The organism is Bradyrhizobium sp. HKCCYLS2038 (assembly GCF_051167655.1).
Lineage (GTDB): Bacteria > Pseudomonadota > Alphaproteobacteria > Rhizobiales > Xanthobacteraceae > Bradyrhizobium.
Genome location: NZ_JBNPTM010000003.1, coordinates 407,692 through 429,939, shown reverse-complemented (window position 1 = coordinate 429,939; position 22,248 = coordinate 407,692). Strand labels below are relative to the sequence as shown.

Below are 22,248 nucleotides of genomic sequence, written 5' to 3'. Positions count from 1 at the left end.
TGAAAAGCGTTCGCGATGTCACACATCCCGCCGGCTGGCCGGCACCATTCGTTTCTAGTCGATCCGTGAGGGCGAGAATGCCGGGTTTCATTACATTCGGGCGCGTTCTGTTCGCCGTGATCTTCATCTATTCGGGCGCGACCAAGCTGTTCGGCATTCCCGTGACCGCCGATCTGATCGCCGCCAAGGTCACCATTCCGCCTCTGCTCGCGCCCTATGCGGCGCAGCTCGAGGCGGCCGCGAAGATGCCGATGCCGCAGATCCTGGCGATCGCCGCGGGCGCGTTCGAGCTGCTCGCCGGCGCCATGATCGCGCTGAATTTTCTCGGCCGCTTCTTTGCGCTATTGATGATCATCTTCGTCGGCGCGACGATCTTCTACTTCCACGATTTCTGGAACCAGACGCCGCCCGACAACGCCAAGACGCTGATCGACGCGCTGAAGAATCTCTCGATCATCGGCGCGCTGTTCATGATCTTCGGCTATGGCCGCGGGCCGAAGGCGCCCGCGCAGAACGCCTATGGCGACATCTAGCCGGTCCGTCGTCTACGCGGACCGTTTCCAGGCGGTGACGCTGACGTCGTGGTCGGGATCGAGCATCAGCTGATTGGCGGGGCTGTAGCCATGCGCCGTCAGCACCTGCTGCGGCGACCGGCCGGGGCCGACCGTGGTGAAGCAGGGCTCTCCGCCGGGCAGCGAGACGTGGGGCGCGAGCGACAGGAAGAACGTGTCGTAGCGGTCCATGAACATGTCGAACACGACGGGGCCGCCAATGATCGCCACCCGGCCGGCCGTCACGCCGGCGGCCTCGCAGGCGGCCTCGAACGAGGCGCCCGCAGGGTTCCACAGCGTCGAGAGCGGCTTCTCGGTGTCCGGCGCCAGCGCCGCCACCTTGCGGGTCACGACGATCCGCCGGCGCTTCGGCGAATTGGGCTGGTCCTCATACGAGTTCCTGCCGTGCACGATCAGGTCGGCACTGTCGAGCGCATCGGAAAAGAACACGGCGTCGCCCGGGAATTTGAGCGCCGCCGGCATCACATTGTGGGAATCGGCCAACATGCCGTCGGCCGATACGATGACGTAACCTTCGAGACGAAGCTTGTTCACTGACGAAACAGATCCCAGATCATTCGGACACTGTCGTCACAACGCTCGAAACCGGCCGTTGGCTCACCGTCGGCAGCTTCGCGACCTTGCCGAGCTGCTCGTCATATTGCGGCAGCGACTGCACCGGCGCCTTGGCGCGCATCGCGACCACCTTGTAGCCGCCGGCCTTCAGGCGGCGCAGCATCTCCGGCAGGGCTTCTGCGGTGTGCTTGTGGAAGTCGTGCATCAGGATGATGCCCTTGCCGAGCTTGTCGAGCTTCTTGAAGGTGACATCGATCACCGCCTGCGCATTGCGCGCCTTGAAGTCGAACGAGTCGAGGTCGCAGGAGAAGATGCCGACGTTGCGGGTGCCGAGATAGGTCACCATCTCCGGCGGATGCTGCAGCGCCGGAAAGCGGAAGAACGGCGCGGGCGAGTTGCCGCCGAGCGCCCATTTCACGGCGCTGATGCCGAGCTCGATCTCTTCCTTGCGCTGGTCCTCGGTCAGCTTCTTGTTGGTCAGCGCCGCATGCGACCAGGTGTGCGTGCCGACCGTATGGCCGGCGTTGTAGACCTGCTTCAGGATCTCCGGATAGTAGGTCGCGTGCTTGCCGATGATGAAGAAGATGCCGGTGGTGCACTGGTCGGCCAGCGCCTTCAGCACGCCGGGGGTGTTCTCCGGCCACGGACCGTCGTCGAACGTCAGCACGACTTCGTGGTCCTTGAGGAAGTCGAGATCCTTGAAGTGCTCGAAGCCGAAGCCCGGGCCACCGGTCGTGTCGATCTCGACGGTGCGGCCGACGCCGAGCGCCTCCGGGTTCATGCAGGGAGCGCGTGGCGGCTGGGTCTGGGCGGCAGCAGCCGCGGGGGTTGCCGCAGCCGGTGCGGGAGCGGTCGCTGCGGCCGTGCGCTGGGCCTGCGACCAGGCCGCGCCAGACGTCAACAGCGAAGCCGCCAAAGAGCTTGCGAACACCAATCCAGCCGCAATCCGCATCTCGTGTTCCCTCGGGGTTGTTGCAACGGGAGCGCCGATCTCCGGAGTCGCTCCACCATCCGGGCCGGGATATTACCCCACGAGCCGGATGGGCGCCAAAAGGAAACGAGGCAAAAACACGGGGAAGTTGTCCGCTTCCGCCGCATTCTTGCCAAGTGTTGCTTAAAGTGTTGCTCAGCCCTCGGCGAGCATCCGGGCCACGGCGGTCTTGACCCGGGTATCGGTCGGATCGACCGAGGAGGCGAAGACGTCGGCGATATAGCCGTCACGGCCGATCAAATATTTGTGGAAGTTCCAGCGCGGGGTCTCCTTGGGCCGCGCCTCGGCCGCCCAGCGGTAGAACGGATGGGCATTGGAGCCGGTGACCACCGCTTTGGCCGTCATCGGGAAGGTAACGCCGTATTCCTTGTTGGCGAGCTCGGCGATATCGCCTGCGACGCCAGGTTCCTGGTGAAAGTCGTTGGAGGGCACCGCGATGATCGACAGTCCGCGCTGGTGGAACTCGCTCCACAGCTGCTGCAGGCCGACATATTGCGGGGTGTAGCCGCATTGCGAGGCCGTGTTCACCACCAGCACCGGCTTGCCGCTGAAATCGGCCAGACGGATCGGCTCGCCCGACAGCGCCGGGAAGGAGAAGCGGTAGGCCGTCGTCTTGCTCACCGCGTTGTCGGCCCGGGCGGCAGAGGCGAACGTCGCGCCGGTCAAGGACGCGCCGAGGCCGAGAACAACCATCCTGCGATCGATCATTGTGAATCTCCTGTGCTGAGCCAGCCCCGTGAAGCACGAATCCGCCGACGCCCTACGGGCCGTTCGTTGAACGGCCGTGGCGTTGCGTTGGATCAGACTGCGTTCCAGCAAGGGGATACCCCTGCGGTAGGGCGGAAAGAGGGACGTCGTCGGTCGTCAGCGCAGCGAAAGAATGAACTCGGTGCCCTCGCCAGTTTCGCCCTGGTTGATGCCCTGATCGGAGACGATCAACGAACTTCCGGCCGACAGCGCCTCGCCGAGCCACGCCACGACATCCGCCGGGATGGTGATGCGGTCGAGCGCCTCGGCAGGGCTGTCCGGCATGATCGCCGGCTTGGCTTCGACATGGGCCTCCGCAGTCTTCTTGCCGCGTCGAACAGCCTTGTCCGCACCATCATTGGCCGTAGCGCTGCGCGCAGAGGCGGGCAGCGAGATGACCGACCAGTGCATCGCGGCCGGATCGGCCTTGTCAGTGGCGGCGGTGAACACATGCGTGCCGAGCGGCCGGTCGCTGGATGCGATGGTCACGGGCGTGTTGAACACCGGCGCGAAGTTCTGCCGGACGTAGAGCTTGGAATCCTTGCGGCTGATGAAGATCGCGACCTGGCTGTTGCGCTTCAACTCCGGCTTGGGCGCGATGACCTTTTCCGGTGCAGCAACGCGCGACTGGTCCTTCGCGGAGTCCTTGGCGTCCGCGGGCGTAGCCGGCGCCTCTGCGCTCGTCGCCGGCGAGGCGATCGGCTTGTCCGTGACCTTGGTCTCGCCAGTGGCGGCGTCAGCGGGTTTATCCGCGATCGTCTTGGTCTCCGGGGCGGCGTCAGCCTTCTCAGCCTTGGCCGGCGCATCGGAGGTGGGCGCCTGGGCCGTGCTGGCTGGCTGGCTTGCGGACGAGGATCCGGGCTCGCCGTCTCCAGGCTTGCTCGCGTCCTGGTCGGCGGCCTTCGGGGCGGCCGAACTGGTCTCGGTCTTCGCGTCGATGGGGGTCTCGGTAACTGCGGGCTTCAAGTCGGCCGTATCACCGTTGTTCGCGCTCGCATTGGCGCCTGCGGGCGCGGCGTCCGAGGCCATGGCCGGGAGGCCTGCGGAATTGCTGGCGTCGGCCGTGCGCAACTGGCGGGAGGCGGCCGGCGCGTCCTCGCCCGAGCGGCTGATCTCGGCGTAGCCGATGGTGGCGCGCAGGTCCGTTGTCGCGACCGTGATGGTCGCGGCGGCCGCCGCGCCCTTGTCCGACTTGACCGCGGCCGGACCATTCGCCTCCGGCTGGACCGATGCGGTCGGCTGCGGCGCCTTCAACGCGGCGAGCAAGGGATGCGAGAAACTGGCGGGAGCCACTTCACCCGGCGTCACCAGCACGCGCGAGCCCATCCGCGTCCAGCCGTAGATCCGCGGAGCGAAGCTCGCGGGCATCCGGATGCAGCCGTGGGAGGCCGGATAGCCGGGAAGAACGCCGGCATGGAGGGCGACGCCGGACCAGGTGATCCGCTGCATGAACGGCATCGGCGCGCCGCTATAGATGTTGGAGCGGTGGAATTTCTGCTTCTGGATGACGCTGAACACGCCCATCGGGGTGGAATGCCCCTTCATGCCGGTCGACACCGGCGCTTCCGCGAACAGGCCGTTGGCGTCGTACACCTTGAGCTGCTGCTTGCTGACCGACACGGCGATCGTGACCGGCCCTTGCGGCTTGGCAGCTTCCTTCTCGATCGTTGCCTTGTGGCCGTGGCGCGCCTTGGGCTTGCGCGGCATGGCTGCGCGCGGCGCCGGAGCGATCGCGACCGGCTGCTGCTCGTCCCAGTAACGATAGGATTGCGCGTCAGCCTGTGACGCTGCGGCTATGACAAGCGGGACTGAAACGATTGCGGCACAATAAAACCGCCCCCTGGCGGCTGCATGAACGCAGAACATTCCGGCAAATCCTCAAGAACCATCTGGTCTTTAGTGTCGCAGACGGAGTCTGCGTTCACCAGCTTGGGGCTTCTGCCCTGCGTGATTTTCGTCCCAATCGTAGCAGAAAAGCCTCACAGCGCGTTAAACGCGCATTGCGCAAAGCAAAAGCCGTAAGCGCCTTCCTAGCGGGTCTCTGTGTTCCTACATGGGCGGTATGCCGTGCAGCGGCGGTATAACGGAGACCCAGATGTCGTTCAGAGCCACCACCCGGTTTGATCTGTGGCTGAAAACCCTAGCTTTGCTTTTGCTTATCGGGCTGTCTTCACCAGTGGTGTCAGCCTACGCCGCCGATGAGCCGGATCTGATCTTCCGCCGCTCGACGGTGTTCAAGCTGCTCAGCCCGAATGACAAGCTCGCGACCTATGGCGTTGATGATCCTGAGGTCGAGGGCGTCGCCTGTCATTTCACCGTGCCTCAGAAGGGAGGCTATGCCGGTTGGCTCGGGCTCGCCGAGGAGGTCTCGGACATTTCGCTCGCGTGCCGGCAGATCGGACCGATCCGCTTCAAGCGCAAGCTCGAACAGGCCGACGACATGTTTCGGCAGCGGCGCTCGCTGTTCTTCAAGAAGATGCAGATCGTGCGCGGCTGCGACGCCAAGCGCAACGTCCTGGTCTACATGGTCTATTCCGACAAGCTGATCGAGGGATCGCCGAAAAACTCGACGTCGTCGGTGCCGGTGATGCCGTGGGGCAGAGCTGACGACGGTGAGGTCCAGAAGTGCGGTGACTTCATTCAATAAGGCCGGATGCGAGATTGATGGCGGCCGCGTGAGGCCCCGCTCGGCAGCAAACGCCTGGCGGGACGTTGCGGCCGCTCTCCGACCTATCCAGCGCGGCTCGACCTTGCGGGGGGAGATGCCGAATCTGGATGGCAAAGCGAGGCGTACGTTGCACTGCTTTTGATTTGATCAGCGTGCGCGTTGCTCTTCTTGGTTGTATTTTATGTCGTCGCTTGATTCGCGTGAAACAATGCGTGCGAGCCAAGAAACCGTTTCTGGCATCTAGCGCAGACGAAATGAAACTTGAGACCGCTAAGCAGAAGGTAACCGGTGACGAAGCCAGGCCTATGTTGATGGCGTCCTGCGCTCCGGCTGCGATGACGAGAACCCGAGGCCATTCATCCACCATGCTTTTTCGATTGGGTCTTGCGGCGATCGCCGCGGTCTCTCTGTCCTGGTCATCCACGCAAGCTCGGCCTACGGCCCGCATGCCTGACCTGCGCGGCGAGTTCGTCCGCCAATGTGCGCCTCACATGCTCGGACGCTGGCAGCATCCCGAAGCGGTCTGCTCCTGCCTGCACGACCGTGCCGCTGCCGTGGTCGAGGATGCAGACCTGCGCGAGGCGCTGCTGCGCGGGATCAGCGAGACTGGTGTGCCGACGATCGAGACCGGCTGGGTGCCTCCCGGGAAACAGGCGGAGATCGGCCCGACCTTCACCAAGATCGCGAAGCCCACCCTGCAGTGCCTGTTCGATCCGGCCGGATGACCGGACGACTGCCCAAGTCCGGACTCGCTGCTCTGGTCACGACCTTCCAAGACCCCTCAGCAGCGGCTCTGAGCCGCTGCTGACCATGGCACGTGGTTCGATCTCAGGCGGCCGCGCTGTTCGCATTCCGGTCGTGAGCGACCACCACGCGCTGGCCCCGCATCTTGGCAATGACCTCGTCGCGTGCTCCGAAGGCGAGCGACTTGCCGAACGACATCACCATGATGCGGTCGACATGGGCCAGCAATTGCGGGCGATGCGTCACCACGATCACCGTGCGGCCGGCAGCCTTCGCCTGGGCCATGGCATGGGCGAGGGCCCGTTCGCCATCCTCGTCGAGGTTGGAGTTGGGCTCGTCCAGGATCAGGAGCCGCGGATCGCCATACAGCGCCCGCGCAAGCCCGACGCGCTGGCGCATGCCGCCCGACAACGCCACGCCGCCTTCGCCGATCGGGGTGTCGTAGCCGTTCGGCAGGCGCAGGATCACCTCATGCGCGCCGGCAGCCTTGGCGGCGGCGACGACGGCGGCCTCATCGACCTTGGCGAGGCGCGCGATGTTGTCGGCGACCGTGCCCGAGAACAGCTCGATGTCCTGCGGCAGGTAGCCGATGTGCTTGCCGAGCCGGTTCTGATCCCACTGGCTGTAGGCCGCATTGTCGATCCGGATCACGCCCTCGCGGAGCGGCCAGACGCCGGCCATGGCGCGTGCCATGCTCGACTTGCCGCTGGCGGAGGCGCCGACGATGGCCAGGCTCTCGCCCGCCTTGAGCGAGAAGCTGACGCCCTTGACCGACGGACGACCCGCGGCCGGCGGCCACACCACCGCGTTCTCGACATCAATGTCGCCACGCGGCGCCGGCAGGGCGGTCGGAGCGGCCGTCACGGGGAGCGCCTGGAACAGCTCGTCCAGCCGGCGGTAGGCGGAGCGGACCGCGATGATGCGCTTCCACTGGCCGACGACCTGCTCGACCGGTGCCAGCGCGCGGCCCATGATGATCGAGGTTGCCATCATGGCGCCGGGGGAGATCTGCTGCTCGATCGCGAGCCACGCGCCGATGCACAGCAGCGAGGTCTGCACCGCCATGCGGGCAAACTTGGTCACGGAATGCATCGCCGCGCCGCGTTCGACCAGCGTGCTGTGGGCATCCACCATCGCCGACTGCCGGCAGCTCCAGCGGTCCATGACGATGTCGCCCATGCCGAGGCCGCGCACCACCTCGCCATTGCGCAGCGCCGCCGCGACGAAGCGCGAGGCCTCGTTGGCGAGCGCATTGGTGCGCTCGACGCTGGAGCGCGTGTAGAACTCGGTGAACAGCGCCAGCGAGAACAGCACGGTAGCGCCGAGCAGCGAGAGGATGCCGAGATAGGCATGCTGCAGGAAGCACAGTGCGACGAACACCGGCGTCCACGGCAGATCGCAGGCAATGGCGGCGGTGCCGCTGGAGATGCAGTCGCGGATGGTCTCGGCATCGCGGATGATCTGCTGGCCGAAGCGATGCCGCGGCGACAGCTCCGCCTTCATCATCGTCTCGAACAGCGGATGGCGCAGCGTGCCTTCGAACTGGACGCCGGCGCGCGCCAGCACGCCGGAGCGGGCGAATTCCAGCACGCCGTACAGCACCAGGAAGACGGCGACGATCAGCGTCAGCATGACGAGCGTGCCGATACTGCGGCTGGTCAGCACGCGGTCGTAGACCTGCATGGAATACAGCGGCGAGGCGAGCATGCTCGCGTTGATGAAGAGGCTGAGCACGAAGGTGGCGGTGAGCGCGGGGAAGCAGGCGCGGAGCGCGGCTCCCAGCGGGCTTCGGGTGGTGGTCGTCGTCATGTCAGATCCCCTCTTGCAAATAGCCAGGGGAGCTTCCTCCAGGCCGGAGCAAGCCACCGTGATGAAGCTCACACAGACGGTCGGGGCGACGCGGGCAGGGCCCGTCGTCACCCCGGGGCGTTCGCTCACTTCTCGCGGAACGTCTTGGCCAGGGTGTTGAGCAGCGGACCGACGAGATATTCGAGCACGGTGCGTTCGCCGGTGGAGATGATGACGTCGGCCTGCATGCCGGGCAGGATCTTGCTGGCGATGTCGGGCGGCAAGGTCGAATAGTCGATCACGACGCGCGCCGAGTAATAGCTCTGCTTGGTGGCCTCGTCGGCCACCGCGTCCGCCGAGACGCTCTGGACCTTGCCGAAGATGGTCGGCGTCGTGCGCGAGGAGAAATTGGGGAAGCGCACCTCGGCCTTCTGGCCGATCGCGACGCTTTCGATGTCGCGGGGAGAGACGTGCGCCATCACGTCGACGCCTTCGCCGATCGGCACGATCTCGGCCAGCGTATCGGCCGGCTTCACGACGGCGCCGACGGTGTGGACCTTCATGTTCATGACGATGCCGTCGCGCTCGGCCCGGATGTCGACACGGCGCAGCACGTCCTCGGCAATGACGAGCTTCTCGCGCAGGTCCGACAGCTTGGCGCGGGTGCCGTCGAGCTGCTGGCCGACCTCGGTCATGTATTTCTGCAGTGTCTGATCGATCTGCAGACGCGTCTGCCCGGCGGTCTGGGTCAGCCGGGCAACATCGGCCTGCGCCTGGCCGAGATCACCCTCGACACGGGCGCGATCACGTTGCAGCTCGAGGAACTTGTTGCGCGGATAGTAGCCGGCGGCGACTGCCGGCCGCACATTGTTCATCTGCGTGTCGAAGCTGGCGAGCTGTGCGACGAGCGCGGTGCGCTGACGATCGCGGCCCGTGAGCTCCTGCTGCTGCTGGGCGATCTGCGAGTTGAGAATGTTGACCTGGCTGATCAATCCGTTGCGGCGTTCGATGAACAGGCGCTGCTGGTCGGCGATGGCGAGGGCGGCCTCGGGAACGTTCTGCCGTTTGAGCAGGCTGTCGGGAAAGCTGATCATGCGGGCGTTGCCCCGCTCGGCCAGCAGACGCGCTTCCTCAGCCAGCGCGGCGTCCATCTGCTTGCGCAGCAGGTCGGTGTTGGCCTGCGCCTCGGTCGGCTGCAGCCGGAACAGCAGGTCGCCGCGGTGCACCGCCGTGGTCTCCTTCGCCAGGATCTCCGTGACGATCCCGCCTTCGCGATGCTGGACCACCTTGTGGTCGCCCGAGACGGAGACCGTGCCCGGCGCGATTGCCGCGCGGTCGAGCGGCGCATAGGCCGCCCACACGCCGAAGCCGCCGAACACGAGAGCGATCGAGAGATAGCCGAGCAGGGCGTAGCGGTGGAAATCACCCTTGGGCACCGTCCTGGAGCCGTTGCCCGGCATGCTGATTGCGCTGTCCATCGTGAGATCGTGCGACATCTGGTCCCCCTTGCGAGTCCGAAATTCGGTCTGCGGTGGATCTAACCGGAAGTGGCGGCATCGTTTCTGTGCGGCATGTCACAGGGCTGATGGCATGGTGGATGCTGCCGCGGCGTGCGGCAGCATCCACGCGATCACGACGCGGTCGTCAGATGTGCATCTGATGGGCGAAGGCGTTACCGAGCGAGAGGTCGTGCAGCGCGATCGATCCGAGCCCGGCATCATGCGCGAACCCTGCGTCGGCGAGGCCATGGCTGAGAGTCGCATGAGCGCTGCTGTCGAGAGAGGTGGAGAGATCGTGCGTGCTGCTCTCGCTGATCGAGTCGGCAGCCATCAAGTGCGAAACCTGAGCACCGGACGCGCCGCCGAGTTCGGAGTTGGCTGTTGCAAGGCTGCTGCCCTGCGCCGAGCCGGCTGCCTGGTCCCAGAAGCTGCCGCCGATCACGATGCTGCTGCTGTCGCTGCCATGAGCATTGAGTGCAGAGAGGTCGCCGCCAGCGAGGACATGGGCGATGTTACTGGTCGGTCCTCCCGACCCGGAGTCGTCGGGATTGGGCATTTCTTCACCGGGATTGTGGAACGGATCGACGGCGTTGGAACCGTGCGATCCGTGCAGACCGCCGGGCGCGCCCAGCATGTCGCCGAGATCACCGACGCCTTCGCCCAGGCCATCGCCGCCGCCGTGGCCATGCCCGCCGAGGGAGATGTGGCTGTTGCCATCATTGCCGTCGGTATCGCCGCCATCCGGATTCGGCGAGGAGTTCGCGCCGCCCGAGCCGCCTCCCTCGGGGTCGGGCATGCCATTTTCGCCCCCGCCGCCATTGTCGTTGCCACCATTGCCGTTGCCGGCCTCGCCTCCCTCTCCGTTGCCGCCCTCGTTGCCGCCACCCTCGTTGCCGCCGCCTGCATTGTCGCCGCCGCCGCTGTTTCCGCCGTGATCGGCGTTATTGCCTTCGCCGCCGCCTGAGCCGGGGTTTTCGCCACCATTGTCGTGACCACCGCCGAACAGACCGCCGATGGTGTCGACCACGCTGCCGAGGGCACTGCCGACGGCGCCCGCGGCATCTCCGATTGCGCTTCCGACGGCGTCGATCGCGCCGCCGACGGCATCTCCGATCGCACCGCCGACCTCGTTGACGACGCCGCCGATGGCATCGCCGGCTGCGTGTCCGGCGTCACCGATGGCGCCGCCGATCGCGCCCCCGGCCTCGCCGATGGCGCCGCCGACAGCGCCGCCGATGCCCCCGATGACGTCGCCGGCATTATTGAGGAATCCTCCGACCTCGTTCAGCGCGGCTCCCGCGCCTTCGAGGCCGACCCCGATGCCACCGACAATGTCGCCAGCCACTCCGCCGATGTCATTGCCGAGGTTCTCAAGGCCGTGTCCGGCGTCGCCGAGCAGGCCTCCGGTGGCGCCAACCACATCTCCGGCAGCGCCGAGGGCGCCATCGACGGCGCCCGTGACGCCTTCGACCACGCCCCCCAGTCCGCCGGCTGCACCCTCGACAGCCCCTTCAACACCACCGAAGGTCGCACCGATGACGCCGTCGACGGCATGACCTACGTCGCCGGCGCCGGTGATTGCGCCGACAACGGCGCCGCCGATCCCTTCGACTGCGCCAACCGCGCCGCCGATGATTCCGCCGACAGCGCTCCCAGCTCCCTCGATTGCGCCGATGGCATCGTGCACTGCGCCCGCGGCATCGCCGACAGCGTTGACCAGCCCGCCGATGTCCTGACCGATATCGCCGCCGATCGCTCCGGCCAACCCTTCCGCGGCTCCCGCGGCGAGATGCTCGACGGCGCCGAGCGCGCCCTCTGCGGCATCGGCCAAGCCGCCGGGACCGCCGGTCAGCGCGCCAATCGCGCCGCCGATCACGTCGCCGGCGACGTCGCCAATAACGTCGGCCGCGCCAGCAACGGCGTCGCCGACATCGCCGCCAATGGCATGGCCGAGATCGCCGATCGCCGAGCCGATGGCGTCACCAGCCTTGTCGCCGAGCCCTTCCGTCCCATCCTTCAGCACATCGCCGATGGCGTTCAGCACCTCGCCGACGTCGCCGCCTGCGAGGTCGCCAACGGTCTGGAGTGCGTCGCCGCCGGCCGCGAGCGCACCGGAGCCTCCGCTCGCGATGCCCGCGGCATCACCGGCCAGATGACCGATGGCGTCGCTGGCGGACGCCACGGCGTCGCCGGTATCGCCTCCTATGGCCGAGCCCGCGGCCGATAGGCCTGATGCGATGCCGTCGCCCAGCTGTTCGCCAAAGCCGTTGTCATGGTTGATCCCGTTGTCGAAGCTCATGTGCTTTCCCCGCCGTGGCTGCGCCGCGCGCGAGGGCGCGGACCGCAGATTGATCCGAATTGCGGGGAGAGGATCGCTGGAAGGAACGGTCGCGGAATGTGCGCTGGGTCACGTCGTTCGAGCCGGTGTGATCCAGCTCACCACAGGCGGCCATGCAGGCTATTTGCTTCGAACGTCGTCAGGCCATGCAGCGACGTGACTACTTCTTCTTCGGTCCGAAACGCGGCACGCATTTCACGGCGCGGACAATGCCGGTCTCCACCATCTTGGATCCGGAGACCTCCTTGACCTGGCCAGCAGGGCAGGTGCCGTCGTCGACCAGTACGCGCTGCCCGAGCCGGAGGTCGGTGACGTCCTGCTCGCGGCCGACATATTGTGCATGGACCGGAGCAGTGAGCACGACCAGGAGAAGACCGCTGAGCGAAATAGCGCCCAACAGCGACGGCATGACAGGACGCATTGCTTTTACTTTCCCTCGATCTTCAGGCCGTTCGGCCCGAGATTGATCTGGACACCTTCGGGCTGTCGCTTGGCTTGATAGAGATTGTAGCCGAGCACGATGATGGCCGCAGTGAGAATGCCCAGGAGGAAGTACAAAATATTGCGATGATCCGACATGCCAAATTCCAGAATATGTCATTGCAGAATTTCGTATGCATCAATGTACGAGCGGGCCTGCGATTCTGAAAGCAGCGGCGAATCCGGTGCAACCGCGCGCCGGTTTGTGGTTTGCTGCGGTCATCGGCAATTGGAACCTGGACAGGCATGATCACCCCAGACATCGCGCAGCGGATCGTCGACGCCGTCGACGCCGGCTTCGACCGCCAGATCGGAACCACGAGCGACTTCGTCGCGATACCTTCGACCCGCGGTGCCGAGGGGCCGTGTCAGGACATGTTCGGCGACCTGCTGCGCGCGCGCGGCTACGAGGTCGACGACTGGCACATCGATCTCGACGAGCTCAAGGACATGCGCGGTTACGGTCCGATCGAGCATGATTTCTCGAAAGCGCGAACCGTCGTCGGCACCTATCGGCCGGCGACGACGGCCGGCCGATCGCTGATCCTGCAAGGTCACTGCGACGTCGTGCCCGCCGGTCCGCTCTACATGTGGGACACGCCGCCGTTTTCGCCGGTCGTCAAGAACGGCAGGATGTATGGCCGCGGCGCCTGCGACATGAAGTCCGGCACGATCGGCGCGCTGTACGCGCTCGATGCCATCGCAGCGGCCGGCTTCAAGCCGACGGCGCGCATTCACGTGCAGTCCGTGATCGAGGAGGAGAGCACCGGCGTCGGCGCGCTGTCGACCCTGCAACGTGGCTATCGTGCCGATGCCTGCTTCATTCCGGAGCCGACCAGCGGCAAGATGGTGCGCTCACAGGTCGGCGTGATCTGGTTCCGCATCAAGGTGCGCGGCTTTCCGGCGCATGTGTTCGAGGCGGGCATCGGTGCCAATGCGATCCAGGCGACCTATCACCTGATTCATGCGTTGGAGAAGCTGGAAGCGGATTGGAACGAGCGCGCCAAGACCGACCGTCACTTCAAGACGCTCAATCATCCGATCAATTTCAATCCGGGCATCATCAAGGGCGGTGACTGGGCCTCGAGCGTGCCGGCCTGGTGCGATGTCGACTGCCGGATTGCGATCCTGCCGGGCTGGTCGGTGAAGGAGTGCCAGAACGAGATCCTCGCCTGCGTTGCCGCAGCCTCGCGCGACCACCGCTTCCTGTCCAACAATCCGCCTGTCGTCGAGTGGTCGGGCTTCCTGTCGGAAGGTTACGAGCTGACCAATTCGGCAGAGCCGGAGGCGGCGTTCGGCAGGGCGTTCAGCGCAGTGTATGGCGGCGAGGTCCAGGACCTCGTGTTCACCGCGCTGACCGACACCCGCTTCTATGGGCTGAACTACGGCATCCCGAGCCTCTGCTTCGGCGCGACAGGCGCGGCGATGCATGGCTTCAACGAATATGTCGAGCTCGATTCGCTGCGTCAGGCGACCAAGACCATGGCCTTGTTCATCGCCGACTGGTGCGGGGTCGAGACGGCCTGAGTAGTGCGCTGATCGAAGGCAATGACCTCGCAGGTCATTGCCTTCGATGCGGCGCTCGACGCATCCAGGTCATAGTGGCAGATGACGTACCCTTGGAGATGAAGGGAAGAAAGCAGCATGACGCCGCTCGAGAAGATCAACGCGCTGAAGATGCCGTTCGCTGAGCTCAAGGGCGTCACGTTCACCGAGGCGAGCTCCGAGCGCGTCGTCGCCAGGATGCTGGTCCGGCCGGATCTCTGCACCCTGCATCACACCATCCACGGCGGCGCGGTCATGGCGCTGGCGGATTCGGTCGGCGCCGCCGCCACCGTGATCAACCTGCCCGAGGACGCCAAGGGCACGACGACCGTCGAGAGCAAGACCAATTTCATCGGCGGCGCCAAGGAGGGGACCATCGTGACGGCGATCGCGACTCCCGTTCATCGCGGCCGCCGCACCCAGGTATGGCAGACGCGGGTCGAGACCGAGGATGGCCGGCTGGTGGCGATGGTGACTCAGACGCAGCTCGTGCTGTGATGATTCGTACACAAACGAATTATTAACTCACGCTATCAGCGCATGGCGGCATGTTCTCCCCGTAGAGCAGGGGGCTTGCAATGAATGTTGCGATGCACAATATACGCCCTGTCTAGGGAAAGACGTCTGTGCGCGAGGGGCTTCGAAGAGGAGTCTTGGCAGTGTCACAGTTAGATCCATTTCGTCCCCGGCCGGGCTTCGGCTATGTGCGGACCTTGAGCCAGCACGAGGAACTGCCGCTGCTGCGCGATCATCTGCTGCGGCTCGATCCTGAGAGCCGGCACGATCGCTTCAACGGTTTCCTCGATGACCAATTCATCGAGCGCTACGCGGCCCGCTGTGCGGCTGACGGCACGATCGTCGTCGCCTACATGGAGAACGGCATGGTGCGGGGCGCCGCCGAGCTGCATCCGCCGGAGCAGTCGGACGACGAGCTTCCGGAAATCGCCTTCAGCGTGGAATCCTGCGTGCGCCGGCGCGGCGTCGGCAGCCTGCTGTTCCAGCGCGTGATCTCCGAGGCACGTTGGAAGGGCTATCGCCGGCTGCGCGTCACGACGGGATCGCAGAACCACGCAATGCGGGCGCTGGCCGCCAAGTTCGGCGCGCATCTGGCGTTCCGCCACGGCGAGTCGACCGGCACGATCGACCTGACGCAGCAGCCGCAGGATGAACTCGCAAAGCTGGTGATCGACACGCCGATTGCCGCAGCACGCGCCTTGTTCAATCTCAATCGCGCCTGCTGGAAGCTGGTCACCCGCATGTATGGCAATCAGCGCGCGGCTTGAGACGACCAGCCGCAGCAACACAAAGGGCGCGACAGCCGAACTGTCGCGCTCTTATTTTGAGAAGATCCAGTGTGATGTGCGCCGAGCGCGGGCGCGCTCAGGTGCCGGTGCGCTTGTCGAAGTTGAAGCGGCGCACGGTGCGGCGTTCGACTACGACAGCGCGCTGCTGCGTGCCCTGATCGGCCGTGATGACGCGCGTGTTGGTGCGCGCGGCGACGCGGACCGCCTTCTTGACTTCCGGCAGCACCTGCTCGAGCGGCATCCCCATCAGCGCCGACGCGATCTCGGCCTGGGCCTGCACGTCATCGGTAATGCCGGACGCGGCGAAGATCGCTTCTTCCAGAGTCGGGGGATCACGCCTGACGCGACGCGGACCGTACTTGGTGTTCCAATCTTCGCTCATGGGGACCTCGTGTCTCGTCCGGGATACCTAGAAGCAGCTTTGTTGCATTGCAATATCAAATCGACGGGGCAGCCCAGCTATGCATTCACCATGTCGCGATTGGGCAACGGTGCCTCCGTCATGTGGATATCCTGGGGCCAGCGGCGCAAGGCCGCGTGCCCGGCTTTGGTCAGACCGTAGACGCCGCGATCGGCACGATCGAACCAGCCATAGACATTGCGCTGCAGGATCTTCGGCGCATCGGGGATCTCCGCCTTGAGGTCGCGCAATTGTTTCGGGCCACCGGATAGCGCCGAGGCGCAGGCCAGCGCCTGCTGTCGATAAGCGGTCATCACCGGCGCGCGGGTCGAGCCGCCGGCAACGGGATCACCCTTGCGCCGCTGATGCTCGCTCACGAGACGCGATCGCTTCTTGGGGTTCTTGCGCGGCGCCGCGGTTGGCGGCGGCACCAGCACCTCGACTTGGCCGGTGGATGTCACCGCAAGCATGCCGAAGCCGAGCCGGCGGCACAGGTTGCGATAGCGTGCATCGCTCTCGCGGCCCTTGCCGCGCGCCGACAATTGGGCGGCGATCCAGACTTCGTCACATGCGCCGGCGCGATCCACGGCCTGCAGCAGCAGTTCCAGATTGAATGCCTGTTTCAGCTCGCAGATGACGACGATCGGCGGATCATCGCCCTTGAGCGCTACGACGTCGCAGCCGCCGACTTCCCCTTTGGCCGTGAAGCCGAGGCTCTCGAGAAAGCGTTTGACGGGCAGGTAGAGCGCGGTTTCCAAGGTCCGTCCATGCGTGCGACTCAGGCGCTGCGCGAGTCTAGCCCGATGCGTCGCGTGATGTCAGCGCCAAGTCTGAGATGCATCGCGTGCCGAAGCTACATGCGGCCGGCCACCGGTATCAGCGCGCCAGTCACGCCGCTTGCCGCATCGCTGGCCAGGAACAAAATCACCTCGGCGAGTTCCTGCGGCGTCACCCATTTGTCGAAATCGGCCTTCGGCATGCTGGCACGATTCGCGGGCGTATCGATGGTCGAAGGCAGCACGGCGTTGACGGTAATCTTGCCTTTCCACTCCGCCGCGAGCGCCTCGGTCAGGCGATGGACGCCGGACTTGGAGGCGGCATAGGGACCCATGCCGGCACCCGCCTGAAGCGCGCCCATGGCCCCGATGTTGACGATGCGGCCGGTGCTCGAGCGGACCAGATGCGGGATCGCGGCACGCGAGGCGTGCAGGGCCGTCATGAGGTTTCGCGCATGCATCTTGTCCCACATGCTGTCATCGCCGTCGGCGGTGGTCTCGAACGCGAATGCGCCGGCAATGTTGATCAGAGCATCCAACGTCCCGAAATGGGCGGCCACCGAGTCGATTGCGATCTTCGCCTGTTCGGGATCGGACAGATCGACGCCTCCGAGCTCGATACGGTCATCACTGGCCGGGATTTCGGCTTGGGCGTGATCGATTCCCGCCACATGCGCTCCCCGCGCCAAAGCGAGGTCGGCAACGCTGCGCCCCAGCGCGCCTTGCGCCCCCGTAATGACAATCACTGCTCCGTTCATTCCGTCCCCGGTCTCCGCTCACGCGCCCGCCACGCCCATCATTATACTATTGCCAAGCGAACGAGTTGCAATGGCCGCGCAGCCGCGGCATTGATTTGCAATCTCAGGGCGTGGCTGGGCCGGGAGTGATATTCTTGACGATTCCTTGCGATTTTCCCGACGCTTCTATTTCATTTCGTTTCTCGCTGACGCATTTCCGGCAGAGTCTTAGTACTCAGCGCAAGAGCAGGGCGGTGGCGCTCGGCTCGTCCTCGACGGCGGGTGCCAATGGCATCGTCGGCTTCCCCGCACGGGTCGAGCAGTTGCTGCGGCAGGCCAATTTCGGCTGCGTGATCGACGTCCTCAATCGTGGCATTGGCGGGCAGGAAGCGGCCGAAGAGCTGTCGCGCATCGAAAGCGATGTGATCGCAGAGCAGCCTTCGCTCGTGATCTGGCAGGTCGGCACCAACGCCGCCTACCGGTATCAGATCTACAGTTTCGACGAGGTCGAGGCGGCGCTGCGCGTGGGGCTCGAATGGCTGTCGCGGCTGCCTCCCGATGTCGTCGTCATGGACCTGCAATACACGGCTGCGATCGTCACGGTGCCGGAGAGGTTGAAGGCCGCGGAGGACATGCAGCGGCGGATAGAGCGGGTCACGTCGGCGGCCGGCGTCAATCTGTTCACGCGCTGGGCGATCATGAAGAGCTGGTGTGACACCGGCCAGATACCGCTGTCGGCGTTGGATGACGGCCACGACGACGGGCTCCACATGAGCGAATGCGCGACGGCAGCTGTCAGCAAGGCGCTTGCGCAAGCGATTGGCTCGCCGCCGGCGCGCGTCTGATCGATAAAATTTGCCGGGCTTTCGTAAGGAGATTGCGAGGTTGCCGGGCTAGCGTCTCCTATGCCGCTTGATGGGCGTTGGAGCTTTGCCATGATGAGACATCTGCCGGACCATGGTTTGCCGCTGGTGCAGCTGAAAGAGCAGCGGCGGGATCTCGTGGTCGCCTTGCAGAATCGAGCGGGCCCGGTCAGCGGCTGGGAGCTGATGCAGATTGCGGCCGTGCAACAGGCGATCTCCGCGTTCGAGGAGGTCATTGCCGATCTCGATGCGATGGAAGCCGCGGAGACGGCCGATATCGAAGCCGCCTGAAGCGGAGCTAGCTGGTAGTCTACTACGTCTGTTATCGGCTCTCTTGTGAGCCGGTGACACTCTGGACGTGCGCTGCGCGTTCTATCTGGCTAACATGTGCGTATGAGTCCGATCCGCGCAGCAGCCGCCAGAGCTCTCATCGCCGCCGCTATCAGCATGGCCGCCTTCGGCGCCGAAGCGAGCTGCGTGGCTGATCAGCATCAGAGCTTCATCTGCGGTGAGGGCAAGGACGCGCTCCGCGTCTTTCCCTCCACGATTGCTCCATCGGGCAAGCTTGCCTTTGGCTGGCGCACGTCCGAAGGATTGCCGTCTGGACAGGCCGAGCCGTCCGGAGTTCTCGAAGACGTGCTGGTCAGGCTGCCGGACGGTGCCGTGCTCGGCCAGCTCGGCGGCAGCTATTGGGCGACCGGCGAGATGCGCGCCAACCGCTACGATCTCATTGCTGCCTGGTCGCCCGACAGCCGTGCCGTCGTCGAGGTCGCCAACAGTCGCTGGGACACCGACTCATTTCGCTTCTACGCCATCAGCGAGTCCGGCGTCGTGGTGCTGGATCTGCACGAGCTGGTCGAGCGCACGGTGCGGACCAAGAGCCCGCGCGGTGCCGATAAGGGGCGCGTGTTTCGCATCCGTGAGGACCTGCCGGTCAAGCTCGATGCCGAAGGCGGCTTGAGCTTTGCAGCGATCCTGTTCATCCCCAAGAGCGAAGAGGCCGCTCTCGGATTTCGTGTCGAGCTCAAGATCAAGACGGTCAAATCGTCGGCCGCGGCTCGTGTCGTCTCTGTGCAGCGGGCGAAGCTGCCGGACTGATCGACCCGGATCTTACGGAGCGAGGTAACGCTCCTGCAGGGCTTTGCGCTCCGCCCGGCCGAGACCCAGGCCGTCACTGAGATAATTGCCGACATCTCCGTAGTCGCCGCGCATGGCCTCGAAGGCCGCTGCCAGAAAAGAGGCCTGCACCGTTCTGATCGCCTGGACCACATCGCCTGGGAGATCTGGATGAGCCGCGGTGTCGCTTCGATAGAGCTGGTTGGTGAGCAGATAGTCTTCCAGAATGACGTTCTCCGGCACGTCGAGCGCATGCAGGATCAGTGCGCTCGCGACCCCGGTGCGGTCCTTCCCGGCGGTGCAGTGTATCACCAGAGGCGCATGATCCTTGAGGAGATGCTCGAACAGCGTGCGAAAGCGCGGCGTGTGCTTGCGGATATAGTTGCGGTAGGACTCGCGCATGAGATCGACGGCATTCTCGGTCGTGAGGCGTCCCGCAGAGGCCAGGGCTCGCAACGCCGGGACGACGCTCGGCTCGATCGGCAGCGAGTGCACGGTGATGTCAGCCATTGTGCACGGGCCAGTCATGCGTTCATCGCGACCGCGGAAATCGAACGCAGCGCGGATGCCGAGCCGCTGCAGGATCGCCAGATCGCTCTCGGTCAGTTGGCCGAGATGGCTCGACCGAAACAGCAGCCGCCAGCGCACGTGACGGCCGTCTGCGCTGGGGTATCCGCCGAGGTCTCTGAAGTTGCTGGCGCCCTGAAGGTCGAGATGGCGGTGAGGATCGGACATGACCCTCATCCTACGAGATCGCGCTCCTGTGCGAAACGCCGATGTCTCGGTTCTCATCCGCGGACGGAGGCTCTAGAACGGAGCAGGGGAACGTGATGAAATCGATCTTGTCCGCGGCTTTGTTGACTGTTGCCGCGACAGTGGCCCTGCAACCGCGGGCGAATGCACAGGCGGTCAGCAGCTATCGGTGCGCTGACGGCACCCGGTTCATTGTCGGCTTCTATCCGCAGGATTCGCGCGCGTTCGTGCTGATCGACGGTGGCGAGGTGACCTTGGCGCGCCGGTTTGCCGTGTCCGGCCGGCGCTATTCGGGGGCGGGGGTCACGCTGACCCAGAGCCGGGACGGCCAAACCATGATCCGCCATGCCCGGCGGCCTGCGACGAGTTGCGAGCAGTCATAGACGCCGACGGTGGCGCCCAAGCAAAAGGGCCGGAACCTCAACGGTCCGACCCTTCAGTGTAAGCGCGATCGCGTCAGGAAACAGCTGGGCATCAGCGGTCCCACGCCGGCTTGGCTTCCTGGATCGCCTCGTCATGATACCAGCTGCCGCTGCAGATGGTCGGCTGAATCGACGGCGCAATCGGCCGCGAGTCCGCCTGGCCATATGGCCGTCCCGCCAGGCCCGCTCGGCCTCCGCTCGGGAATTGGTAGATCCTTGCGGATCCCTCATCCAGTCGTGTGTCCATTTCGCCTCTCCTCATCCATCGGACCACCGATGGTGCGCCCGACTCGTTCTCGTGTGGTTACCGAATCCCGATATCGGCCGTGCCCCAAGGAATGCAACATGATCAAAAGCAAATCACAATCTGCGTATTTCTGAGGCAATCGGCTGATTGCTTTCAGCAAAGCAGCGCACCCGTGACTAATGCTTGGGCTAGACCAAAGGTTGCGGAAAGACCGTCTGAGACTTCTCGAAAATGTCCGGGAACTGCCTCGGCCTTGTTCGTCCGACTTTGCGCAGCGCCGCAAACGGCGCAAAATCAAGCGCGTATTCGCACAACTTCATGGACGATCAGAATTTCGTGAAAGGGTGGCCGCGTTGCTTTGCCGCACCCAGTGCGGGAGAAAAGCAGCCCGGACCGGCCCCGTGCGTCGCGCACCGGATGCGACGGGACGCCGCGGGTTTTGGCACGTTCCATGCTTAAGAGTGCGCTGGCCGATCGTGGCCGGGTAAGCGGGGCGCCTTCGATTGCTGGGCTCCCACCTTTCGATAAGACAGAGAGGCTCAATGACGAAATACAAGCTCGAGTACATCTGGCTCGACGGCTACAAGCCGGTGCCGAATTTGCGCGGCAAGACACAGATCAAGGAATTTTCCTCTTTTCCGACCCTGGAACAGCTGCCTCTTTGGGGCTTCGACGGCTCGTCGACGATGCAGGCCGAAGGCCATAGCTCCGACTGCGTGCTGAAGCCGGTCGCCGTGTATCCCGACGCTGGCCGTACCAACGGCGCCCTGGTGATGTGCGAAGTCATGATGCCGGACGGCAAGACCCCGCATCCGTCGAACGCCCGCGCCACCATCCTCGACGATCCGGACGCGTGGTTCGGCTTCGAGCAGGAGTACTTCTTCTACAAGGACGGCCGTCCGCTCGGCTTCCCCGAGTACGGCTATCCGGCTCCGCAGGGCCCGTACTACACCGGCGTCGGCTTCAAGAACGTCGGCGACGTCGCCCGCAAGATCGTCGAAGAGCATCTCGACCTGTGTCTCGCGGCCGGCATCAACCACGAAGGCATCAATGCCGAGGTGGCCAAGGGCCAGTGGGAATTCCAAGTGTTCGGCAAGGGTTCGCGTACCGCGGCCGACCAGATGTGGATGGCCCGCTATCTGATGCTGCGCCTGACCGAGAAGTACGGCATTGACATCGAGTTCCACTGCAAGCCGCTCGGCGACACCGACTGGAACGGCTCGGGCATGCACTGCAACTTCTCGACCAAGCACATGCGCGAAGTCGGCGGCAAGGAGTACTTCGAGAAGCTGATGGACGCGTTCAAGGAAGCGCGCGCCGATCACATCGCGGTCTACGGTCCGGACAACCACATGCGTCTGACCGGCAAGCACGAGACCGCCTCGATCGACACCTTCAGCTGGGGCATTGCCGATCGCGGTGCGTCGATCCGCGTGCCGCACTCCTTCGCCAACAATGGCTACAAGGGCTATCTGGAAGACCGCCGTCCGAACTCCCAGGGCGACCCCTACCAGATCGCGTCTCAGGTGCTGAAGACGATCGCCGTGGTTCCGACCGGCGCGAAAGCCGCAGCCTAAGACGCCGAACACGATACCCCGGGCAGGGGGCTGACCTGATGATCCGCCGGAGCAGCCGCTTCGGCGGATCATTCGTTTCGAGACTTCGCTTCGCGGTGGCCCTCTCCAAATCCGTCTTGATCGATC

Annotated in this window: 26 protein-coding genes; 12 read left to right on the top strand and 14 right to left on the bottom strand. The window is 65.0% G+C overall.

Annotated elements, in window-relative coordinates:
* Positions 1-77 precede the first annotated feature (77 nt).
* Entirely contained in the window at positions 78-533 is a 456-nt protein-coding gene (locus ACQR1I_RS15730; RefSeq protein WP_434867037.1) for a DoxX family protein, read from the top strand.
* Positions 534-545: 12 nt separating this feature from the next.
* Here ACQR1I_RS15730 and ACQR1I_RS15725 read toward each other — a convergent pair whose 3' ends face one another.
* From ACQR1I_RS15725 to ACQR1I_RS15710, 4 genes are all read right to left on the bottom strand, one after another.
* Positions 546-1,106 carry a dihydrofolate reductase gene (locus tag ACQR1I_RS15725; protein WP_434867038.1) on the bottom strand — a complete coding sequence of 187 codons (561 nt, stop codon included), beginning with the start codon at positions 1,104-1,106 and terminating at the stop codon, positions 546-548.
* Positions 1,107-1,125: 19 nt separating this feature from the next.
* On the bottom strand, positions 1,126-2,079 hold the full coding sequence (locus tag ACQR1I_RS15720) for a polysaccharide deacetylase family protein (protein ID WP_434867039.1): 954 nt from the start codon (positions 2,077-2,079) through the stop codon (positions 1,126-1,128).
* Between the two features lie 174 nt (positions 2,080-2,253).
* Positions 2,254-2,826 (bottom strand): glutathione peroxidase, encoded by a 573-nt coding sequence (locus ACQR1I_RS15715; RefSeq protein ID WP_434867040.1) that lies wholly within the window; start codon positions 2,824-2,826, stop codon positions 2,254-2,256.
* Between the two features lie 156 nt (positions 2,827-2,982).
* On the bottom strand, positions 2,983-4,731 hold the full coding sequence (locus tag ACQR1I_RS15710) for a L,D-transpeptidase family protein (RefSeq protein WP_434867041.1): 1,749 nt from the start codon (positions 4,729-4,731) through the stop codon (positions 2,983-2,985).
* 229 nt (positions 4,732-4,960) lie between these two features.
* Between ACQR1I_RS15710 and ACQR1I_RS15705 the strand changes: the two genes are divergently transcribed.
* On the top strand, positions 4,961-5,512 hold the full coding sequence (locus ACQR1I_RS15705; RefSeq protein ID WP_434867042.1) for a CreA family protein: 552 nt from the start codon (positions 4,961-4,963) through the stop codon (positions 5,510-5,512).
* 386 nt (positions 5,513-5,898) lie between these two features.
* A complete protein-coding gene (locus tag ACQR1I_RS15700; RefSeq protein ID WP_434867426.1) occupies positions 5,899-6,258 on the top strand; it encodes a hypothetical protein in 360 nt (119 codons plus the stop codon).
* 103 nt (positions 6,259-6,361) lie between these two features.
* Here the strand turns inward: ACQR1I_RS15700 and ACQR1I_RS15695 are convergent, their stop codons facing one another.
* The 3 genes from ACQR1I_RS15695 to ACQR1I_RS15685 all read right to left on the bottom strand — a co-directional run bounded on the left by ACQR1I_RS15695 (position 6,362) and on the right by ACQR1I_RS15685 (position 10,591).
* Positions 6,362-8,086 (bottom strand): type I secretion system permease/ATPase, encoded by a 1,725-nt coding sequence (locus ACQR1I_RS15695; RefSeq protein WP_434867043.1) that lies wholly within the window; start codon positions 8,084-8,086, stop codon positions 6,362-6,364.
* A 125-nt stretch (positions 8,087-8,211) separates the two neighbouring features.
* On the bottom strand, positions 8,212-9,543 hold the full coding sequence (locus ACQR1I_RS15690; protein WP_434867427.1) for an HlyD family type I secretion periplasmic adaptor subunit: 1,332 nt from the start codon (positions 9,541-9,543) through the stop codon (positions 8,212-8,214).
* A 166-nt stretch (positions 9,544-9,709) separates the two neighbouring features.
* A complete protein-coding gene (locus ACQR1I_RS15685) occupies positions 9,710-10,591 on the bottom strand; it encodes a hypothetical protein (protein WP_434867044.1) in 882 nt (293 codons plus the stop codon).
* Here ACQR1I_RS15685 and ACQR1I_RS15680 point away from each other — a divergent pair.
* Positions 10,553-11,791 carry a hypothetical protein gene (locus ACQR1I_RS15680; RefSeq protein ID WP_434867045.1) on the top strand — a complete coding sequence of 413 codons (1,239 nt, stop codon included), beginning with the start codon at positions 10,553-10,555 and terminating at the stop codon, positions 11,789-11,791. The two genes, ACQR1I_RS15685 and ACQR1I_RS15680, sit on opposite strands and share 39 nt — an antisense overlap.
* 271 nt (positions 11,792-12,062) lie before the next feature.
* On the opposite strand, the gene ACQR1I_RS15675 is transcribed toward ACQR1I_RS15680, so the two are convergent.
* Both ACQR1I_RS15675 and ACQR1I_RS15670 read right to left on the bottom strand, forming a co-directional pair.
* Positions 12,063-12,311, bottom strand: coding sequence for a DUF6719 family protein (locus tag ACQR1I_RS15675; protein WP_434867046.1), 249 nt, complete (start codon positions 12,309-12,311; stop codon positions 12,063-12,065).
* A gap of 17 nt (positions 12,312-12,328) precedes the next feature.
* A complete protein-coding gene (locus tag ACQR1I_RS15670; RefSeq protein WP_434867047.1) occupies positions 12,329-12,481 on the bottom strand; it encodes a hypothetical protein in 153 nt (50 codons plus the stop codon).
* 147 nt (positions 12,482-12,628) lie between these two features.
* Here ACQR1I_RS15670 and ACQR1I_RS15665 point away from each other — a divergent pair, with 147 nt between their 5' ends.
* The 3 genes from ACQR1I_RS15665 (at position 12,629) to ACQR1I_RS15655 (ending at position 15,210) form a co-directional block, all read left to right on the top strand.
* A complete protein-coding gene (locus tag ACQR1I_RS15665; RefSeq protein ID WP_434867048.1) occupies positions 12,629-13,909 on the top strand; it encodes an ArgE/DapE family deacylase in 1,281 nt (426 codons plus the stop codon).
* A gap of 117 nt (positions 13,910-14,026) precedes the next feature.
* The gene (locus ACQR1I_RS15660; protein WP_434867049.1) at positions 14,027-14,425 is read left to right on the top strand and encodes a PaaI family thioesterase; all 399 of its coding nucleotides are present in this window, start codon (positions 14,027-14,029) and stop codon (positions 14,423-14,425) included.
* A gap of 161 nt (positions 14,426-14,586) precedes the next feature.
* Entirely contained in the window at positions 14,587-15,210 is a 624-nt protein-coding gene (locus ACQR1I_RS15655) for a GNAT family N-acetyltransferase (RefSeq protein ID WP_434867050.1), read from the top strand.
* Between the two features lie 97 nt (positions 15,211-15,307).
* On the opposite strand, the gene ACQR1I_RS15650 is transcribed toward ACQR1I_RS15655, so the two are convergent.
* The 3 genes from ACQR1I_RS15650 to ACQR1I_RS15640 form a co-directional block, all read right to left on the bottom strand.
* Positions 15,308-15,613 (bottom strand): hypothetical protein, encoded by a 306-nt coding sequence (locus tag ACQR1I_RS15650; protein ID WP_434867051.1) that lies wholly within the window; start codon positions 15,611-15,613, stop codon positions 15,308-15,310.
* 77 nt (positions 15,614-15,690) lie between these two features.
* Positions 15,691-16,389, bottom strand: a complete 699-nt coding sequence (locus ACQR1I_RS15645; RefSeq protein WP_434867052.1) for a DUF2161 domain-containing phosphodiesterase — start codon at positions 16,387-16,389, stop codon at positions 15,691-15,693.
* A gap of 95 nt (positions 16,390-16,484) precedes the next feature.
* Positions 16,485-17,165 (bottom strand): SDR family oxidoreductase, encoded by a 681-nt coding sequence (locus tag ACQR1I_RS15640; RefSeq protein WP_434867053.1) that lies wholly within the window; start codon positions 17,163-17,165, stop codon positions 16,485-16,487.
* A gap of 233 nt (positions 17,166-17,398) precedes the next feature.
* Between ACQR1I_RS15640 and ACQR1I_RS15635 the strand changes: the two genes are divergently transcribed.
* The 3 genes from ACQR1I_RS15635 to ACQR1I_RS15625 all read left to right on the top strand — a co-directional run bounded on the left by ACQR1I_RS15635 (position 17,399) and on the right by ACQR1I_RS15625 (position 19,105).
* Positions 17,399-17,989: an SGNH/GDSL hydrolase family protein gene (locus ACQR1I_RS15635; RefSeq protein WP_434888742.1), complete on the top strand. Its 591-nt coding sequence runs from the start codon at positions 17,399-17,401 to the stop codon at positions 17,987-17,989.
* Positions 17,990-18,079: 90 nt separating this feature from the next.
* Entirely contained in the window at positions 18,080-18,298 is a 219-nt protein-coding gene (locus ACQR1I_RS15630; RefSeq protein ID WP_434867055.1) for a hypothetical protein, read from the top strand.
* A gap of 102 nt (positions 18,299-18,400) precedes the next feature.
* Positions 18,401-19,105 (top strand): hypothetical protein, encoded by a 705-nt coding sequence (locus ACQR1I_RS15625; protein WP_434888741.1) that lies wholly within the window; start codon positions 18,401-18,403, stop codon positions 19,103-19,105.
* 12 nt (positions 19,106-19,117) lie between these two features.
* On the opposite strand, the gene ACQR1I_RS15620 is transcribed toward ACQR1I_RS15625, so the two are convergent.
* The gene (locus ACQR1I_RS15620; RefSeq protein WP_434867057.1) at positions 19,118-19,858 is read right to left on the bottom strand and encodes a tyrosine-protein phosphatase; all 741 of its coding nucleotides are present in this window, start codon (positions 19,856-19,858) and stop codon (positions 19,118-19,120) included.
* 95 nt (positions 19,859-19,953) lie between these two features.
* Between ACQR1I_RS15620 and ACQR1I_RS15615 the strand changes: the two genes are divergently transcribed.
* Positions 19,954-20,259, top strand: a complete 306-nt coding sequence (locus ACQR1I_RS15615; protein WP_434867428.1) for an MliC family protein — start codon at positions 19,954-19,956, stop codon at positions 20,257-20,259.
* Between the two features lie 91 nt (positions 20,260-20,350).
* Here ACQR1I_RS15615 and ACQR1I_RS15610 read toward each other — a convergent pair whose 3' ends face one another.
* On the bottom strand, positions 20,351-20,545 hold the full coding sequence (locus ACQR1I_RS15610; protein WP_434867058.1) for a DUF2735 domain-containing protein: 195 nt from the start codon (positions 20,543-20,545) through the stop codon (positions 20,351-20,353).
* Between the two features lie 542 nt (positions 20,546-21,087).
* On the opposite strand from ACQR1I_RS15610, the gene ACQR1I_RS15605 reads away from it, so the two are divergent.
* Complete coding sequence (locus ACQR1I_RS15605) at positions 21,088-22,122, top strand: glutamine synthetase beta-grasp domain-containing protein (RefSeq protein WP_434867059.1); 1,035 nt, start codon at positions 21,088-21,090, stop codon at positions 22,120-22,122.
* The last annotated feature ends 126 nt before the right edge of the window (positions 22,123-22,248 follow it).